Below are 5,590 nucleotides of genomic sequence, written 5' to 3' on the forward strand. Positions count from 1 at the left end.
CGGTACGGCGGGTCAAACCGGCGGGGCCGGACGGCTATTTTGCGCCCGTCATCCGGTTGCAGCCCAAGCGACCGGAGGACACCCGGGGGGCGGCCGGACCCGCCGCTGTGCCCCGGCCCGTTCCGCTGCCGGTGGGCGGTGATCCCGAGGCGGAGGCCGAACTGCGCCACGTCACGGCGATGGCCCGGTCCGTGGCGCAGGCCTGCCTGGAGGCCGTCTCCGGCACGCGGCCGGTCCAACAGCTCGCCCGCTGGCTGGACCCCGCCAGCTACGAAAAGCTGGTGCACCGGGCGGACATCGCCAGGGCGCACCGGGCGCAGCTGCGTTCCGATGGCCGGGCCCCGCTGCGGCTGCACCGCAGCGCCGTGGTCCGCTCCTCCCGGGTGTGCCGTGCCGCCGACAGCGCCTATGAAGCGTCGCTGGTGGTGGCCGAGACCCGCCGGATACGCGCGGTGGCGCTGCGGCTGGAGTGGATCCGCGGACTGTGGAAGGTCACGGCCCTGGAGATCGGCTGAACCCCGAAACTACTTCCGGCGCTTGCCGCTCTTGGCGGGGCGCTTGTCCCTGGCGGGCGCTGCCGCCTTGGCCGGGGCCTGGCGTTCGACCCGTGTCTCGGCTTCCCCGGATGCGCTGGGCGCCGTGAACTGCAGGGCCGCCGGCCGCTGCGGGGCTTCCAACCCGGCCGCGGTGATCTGCGGCGCCGCCGCCGCCCGGGCGTCCGCGACGCCGGGGACCGTCGCCTCGGCCGGCTGTTGGACCTGGACCTCGAGGTTGAAGAGATAGCCGATGCTCTCTTCACGGATGGACTCCATCATGGCCTGGAACATCACGAATCCCTCGCGCTGGTATTCGACCAGCGGATCGCGTTGGGCCATGGCCCGCAGTCCGATGCCCTCCTTGAGGTAATCCATCTCGTAGAGGTGTTCCTGCCATTTCCTGCCGATCACCGAGAGCACCACGCGCCGCTCCAGTTCGCGCATGGTCTCGGAGCCGAGCGTCTGCTCACGCTGCGCGTAGGCGACCTTGGCATCGGAGACGATTTCTGCGCGCAGGAAATCTGCCGTGACCCTCGAGCGCCCGCCGGCTTCCTCCAGCACCTCGTCGATCGTCAGTTCGATCGGGTAGAGCTGCTTGAGGTTGGTCCACAGCTGCTCGTAGTCCCAGTCGTCGCCATGGCCCTCCATGGTGGCTTCGTTGACCATCGCCGTCACCACGTCCTCGAGGAAGAACGCGACCTTCTCGTGCAGGTCGTCGCCTTCCAGGATGCGCCGCCGGTCGTTGTAGATTGCCTCGCGCTGCCGGTTGAGCACGTCGTCGTACTTCAGCACGTTCTTGCGCTGCTCGGCGTTCCGGCCTTCGACCTGTGCCTGGGCGTTCTGGATGGCCTTGGAAACCATCTTGGACTCCAACGCCACGTCGTCGGGCATGCGGGAGGAATTCATGATCCGTTCGGCTGCGCCCGAGTTGAACAGCCGCATCAGGTCATCGGTGAGGGAGAGGTAGAAGCGGGATTCGCCCGGGTCGCCCTGGCGGCCGGAGCGGCCGCGGAGCTGGTTGTCGATGCGGCGGGATTCATGCCGTTCGGTACCCAGCACGTAGAGCCCGCCGAGCTCCTTGACCTCGTCGTGCTCGGCCTGCACGGCTTTCTGCGCCGCTGCCAGGGCGGCGGGCCATGCGGCCTCGTAGTCTTCCGGGTTCGCGGCGGGGTCCAGGCCTCGGCGTTCCAACTCGGCCACGGCGTTGAATTCGGCGTTGCCGCCGAGCATGATGTCGGTACCGCGGCCGGCCATGTTGGTGGCCACCGTGACGGCGCCCTTGCGGCCGGCCTGCGCGACGATGGCCGCTTCCCGGGCGTGGTTCTTGGCGTTAAGCACTTCGTGCCGGATGCCCTGTTTCGCCAACTGCTTGGACAGGTACTCGCTCTTCTCCACGCTGGTGGTGCCCACCAGGACCGGCTGGCCCTTTTCGTGGCGCTCGGCGATGTCCTTCACGACGGCGTCGAACTTGGCGACTTCGTTCTTGTAGATCAGGTCCGACTGGTCGATGCGGGCCATCGGCTTGTTCGTCGGGATCGGAACCACGCCGAGCTTGTAGGTGCTCATGAACTCGGCCGCCTCGGTTTCGGCGGTGCCGGTCATGCCCGAGAGCTTGCCGTAGAGGCGGAAGTAGTTCTGCAGGGTCACCGTGGCCAGCGTCTGGTTCTCGGCCTTGATCTCGACGCCCTCTTTGGCCTCGATCGCCTGGTGCATGCCCTCGTTGTAGCGCCGGCCGGCCAGGATGCGGCCGGTGTGCTCGTCGACGATGAGCACCTCGCCCTTGAGCACCACGTAGTCCTTGTCCCGCTTGAACAACTCCTTGGCCTTGATGGCGTTGTTCAGGAACCCGATCAGCGGCGTATTCGCCGATTCATACAGGTTATCGATGCCGAGGTAGTCCTCGACTTTTTCGATGCCGGACTCCAGCACGCCGACGGTCCGCTTCTTCTCGTCGACTTCGTAGTCTTCGGTGTCCTTCAGCCGCATCACGACGCGCGCAAATTCGGTGTACCAGCGGTTCACGTCGCCGGAGGCCTGGCCGGAAATGATCAGCGGGGTGCGGGCCTCGTCGATCAGGATGGAGTCGACTTCGTCCACGATCGCGAAGTGGTGTCCGCGCTGGACCAGTTCGTCACGGCTCCAGGCCATGTTGTCGCGCAGGTAGTCGAAGCCAAATTCGTTGTTCGTGCCGTAGGTGATGTCCGCCGCGTACTGTTCGCGGCGGGTCGCCGGGTTCTGGTTGGAGAGGATGCAGCCGCTGGTCAGGCCCAGGAAGCGGTAAACACGGCCCATCAGGTCGGACTGGTATTCGGCCAGGTAGTCGTTGACCGTCACCACGTGGACGCCCTTGCCGGTGAGCGCGTTCAGGTAGGCCGGCGCGGTGGCCACCAGCGTCTTGCCTTCACCGGTCTTCATCTCCGCGATGTTGCCCATGTGCAGGGCTGCGCCGCCCATCAGCTGGACGTCGAAGTGGCGCAGGCCGAGCGTGCGGCTGGCGGCTTCGCGGACGGCGGCGAAGGCTTCCGGGAGCAGGTCGTCGAGCAGCTCGCCGTCCTGGTAGCGCTGCTTCAACGTGTCGGTTTCCCCGCGCAACTCGGCATCCGTGAGGGACTTGAAGTCCTCTTCCAGGACGTTGATCGCATCGGCGTAGCCGCGCAGCCTCTTCAGCGTCTTCTTGTCGCCGGTACGAAGCACACGCTCGAGAATCGTTGGCACTACATAGCTCCCAGTCAGTTGCGCAGAAATCTGGCTTGTTCAGTCTACGTGAGAGACGAGTCCGGCAGCGTTTTGGTTCCCGGCGGCCGTTTCGCGCTCTCACGGGCCAGGGCGGGGGCCAAATCGCCCCTCTCCTGAACCACGACGGCGTCCAGCGCCAGCCATTCGGCCATGCCGGCCAGCTCCGCTGCCAGCTCCGCCGCGGTTCCAGACGGGGCGTCGTCTTCGGCGTGCGCAGCCCGGACCACGAGCCTGCCCGTGGCCCGGTCCGCCTTCAAGTCCACGCGGGCGCACAGCCGGTCCCCCAGCAGGAACGGCAGGACGTAGTAGCCGTAGGTCCGCTTCGGCGCCGGCGTATAGATTTCGATCCGGTAGCGAAAGCCGAACAGCCGCTCCACCCGCTGGCGTTCGAACACCAAGGAATCGAAGGGGCTCAGGAGTGCCCTGCCGGTGGCGCGGCGCGGCCGGGCTGCCTCGGCGTGCAGGTACACGTCGCCCCTCCAGCCGTCTACCTGCACCGCTTCCAACTTTCCGGCCGCCTCCAGCGTCCGCACCGCGGCGGCGGCCGCCCGCACGGGCACCCGGAAGTAGTCGGCGAAGCACTTAACGGTCCCGATGCCGTGGGCCAGCGCCGCGGCCTCGATCAGCCTCAGCATCGCCTGTTCCGGATCGGGCCGGTACTGCGCGTCGTGCGGGGCGGGCAGCACCCGCTCGGTCAGGGTGTAGAGCCGTTCGAACTGGGGAGTCCGCGCGGCGGCGCTGACCAGCCCCTGTTCGAAGAGGTCCTCCAGCACCCGCTTGACCGCGTTCCAGTTCCAGCCCCAGTCGGTCTTCGGCTGGTGCGCGTCATGGCCGATCCGGTCGGCGACCGCCCGGGCGGTCAGGCCGCGCGAGGAGGAAAGGGTGTCCAGGATCTTGGCGGTCAGGTCCCGGACGAGGACCGGGTCCATGCCGGCCGCACCGACCCACCGGCGACGCTGCCACTGGCGGAGATCGGCGAAATCCTGCGGCTTGATATAGCTGGCTTCGTGCGCCCAGTACTCCATCATGCGGCGCGGCGCTTTTCCCGCAAACCGGTGGAGGATGTCGACGTCGTAGCCGCCGAGCCTGGAGAAGAACGGCAGGTAATGCGCGCGCACCAGCACGTTCACGGAGTCAATCTGCAGCAGCCGCAGCCGGTCAAAGGTCCGGCCCACCTGCCTTGCCGTGACAAGGCCGGTGGGCCGTTCCTGAACCAATCCCTGCGCCGCCAGCGCGATGCGGCGGGCCTGGGCCGGAGTGATGCGGGCTGTCATGCCTTCATACTAGGCAAGCCGCGGCGCCGTCAGGCCTTGGCGCCCGCCGACGCGCGGTAGGCCAGCACCTCTTCACGCGCCTTGGCTTCTTCGGCGCTGCAATCGGCGTCGAGGGTGATCACGCCGTACGTCCAGCCACGACGGCGGTAGACGACACTGGGTGCGTTCGTCGCCTTGTCGATGAACAGGTAGAAGTCGTGTCCCACCAGTTCCATGTTGTCCACGGCATCGTCGAGGGTCATGGCCGCGGCCGGGAAGACCTTGCGGCGGATCAGCACCGGTGAGTCTCCGGCGGGAAGATCGTTGTCGATGTCGTAGCCGGTCCGGTCCTCGGCCTGGTCCTGGGCAGTTGCCGCAGCCAGCGCCGCTTCGTGCAGCGGCATGTCCGAGCTGGCCGGTTCCAGCGTGGCGGTGGCCTGGTGGACGGCGGTCGGGGTGTGACGGCCGTGATGGACCTTGCGGCGGTCCCGGGCGCGGCGCAGGCGCTCCAAAAGCTTGTTATAGGCAATGTCGAAAGCTGCAAACTTGTCCGCGGCCTTGGCCTCGGCGCGGACCACGCTGCCCCGTCCGAGCACGGTGAGCTCGACGGTCATCGAGCTTTCGGCATTGCGGGCATTGGCCTCTTTGGTGACTTTGGCATCAAGCCGCTGGACCTTGTCGCCCAACTGCTCGATCTTGGAGATCTTCTCCTCAGCGTACTCGCGGAACCGATCCGAAACGGACAGGTTGCGGCCGTTGATGTTGAATTCCATGGTGCCCTCCATAATTGCCTAGATGACACAACAGCGACCGAAAGAGAAACTCCTTTCAGCCGCTGAAGACGGGTTGCCTCCCTCGCGGGAGCCCATACTTCACGTTAGATCACGGACACCTTTTATTCACCCTTTACTCACGAATATCTACAACATTTACCGGCGATGTCCGAGGGCACCCCGACGGCCGGTACGCCGGGGGGCCGAATAATCGTTACACCCCGCGTCATTCCGCGGCGCTCACGAGGGCCGCCGCCCGGCCTGACCGCCCGCATCTCCGGCGGCGGGCCCG

4 protein-coding genes are annotated in these 5,590 nt (G+C 66.9%); 1 reads left to right on the forward strand and 3 read right to left on the reverse strand.

Translation table 11 applies throughout. The annotated features are described in order from the left end of the window. Positions 1-515 (forward strand): Rv3235 family protein (locus tag AC5RV2_RS14015; protein WP_494092836.1); only part of this gene is annotated, 515 nt, incomplete at its 5' end. A 9-nt stretch (positions 516-524) separates the two neighbouring features. Here the strand turns inward: AC5RV2_RS14015 and secA are convergent. From secA to hpf, 3 genes are read right to left on the reverse strand one after another with little or no spacing between them, the layout of a single operon-like run. After that, positions 525-3,251: a preprotein translocase subunit SecA gene (gene secA, locus AC5RV2_RS14020; RefSeq protein ID WP_494067265.1), complete on the reverse strand. Its 2,727-nt coding sequence runs from the start codon at positions 3,249-3,251 to the stop codon at positions 525-527. A 44-nt stretch (positions 3,252-3,295) separates the two neighbouring features. Next, on the reverse strand, positions 3,296-4,546 hold the full coding sequence (locus AC5RV2_RS14025; RefSeq protein ID WP_494092837.1) for a winged helix-turn-helix domain-containing protein: 1,251 nt from the start codon (positions 4,544-4,546) through the stop codon (positions 3,296-3,298). A gap of 29 nt (positions 4,547-4,575) precedes the next feature. Then, on the reverse strand, positions 4,576-5,298 hold the full coding sequence (gene hpf / locus AC5RV2_RS14030) for a ribosome hibernation-promoting factor, HPF/YfiA family (protein ID WP_494092838.1): 723 nt from the start codon (positions 5,296-5,298) through the stop codon (positions 4,576-4,578). Between the last annotated feature and the right edge of the window lie 292 nt (positions 5,299-5,590).

Source organism: Arthrobacter sp. Y3225116 (assembly GCF_059091245.1).

Excerpts from the sequence above, each read along its gene's own strand:
- hpf (WP_494092838.1), bottom strand. The coding sequence starts at position 5,298 with ATGGAATTCAACATCAACGGCCGCAACCTGTCCGTTTCGGATCGGTTC.
- AC5RV2_RS14025 (WP_494092837.1), bottom strand. The coding sequence starts at position 4,546 with ATGACAGCCCGCATCACTCCGGCCCAGGCCCGCCGCATCGCGCTGGCG.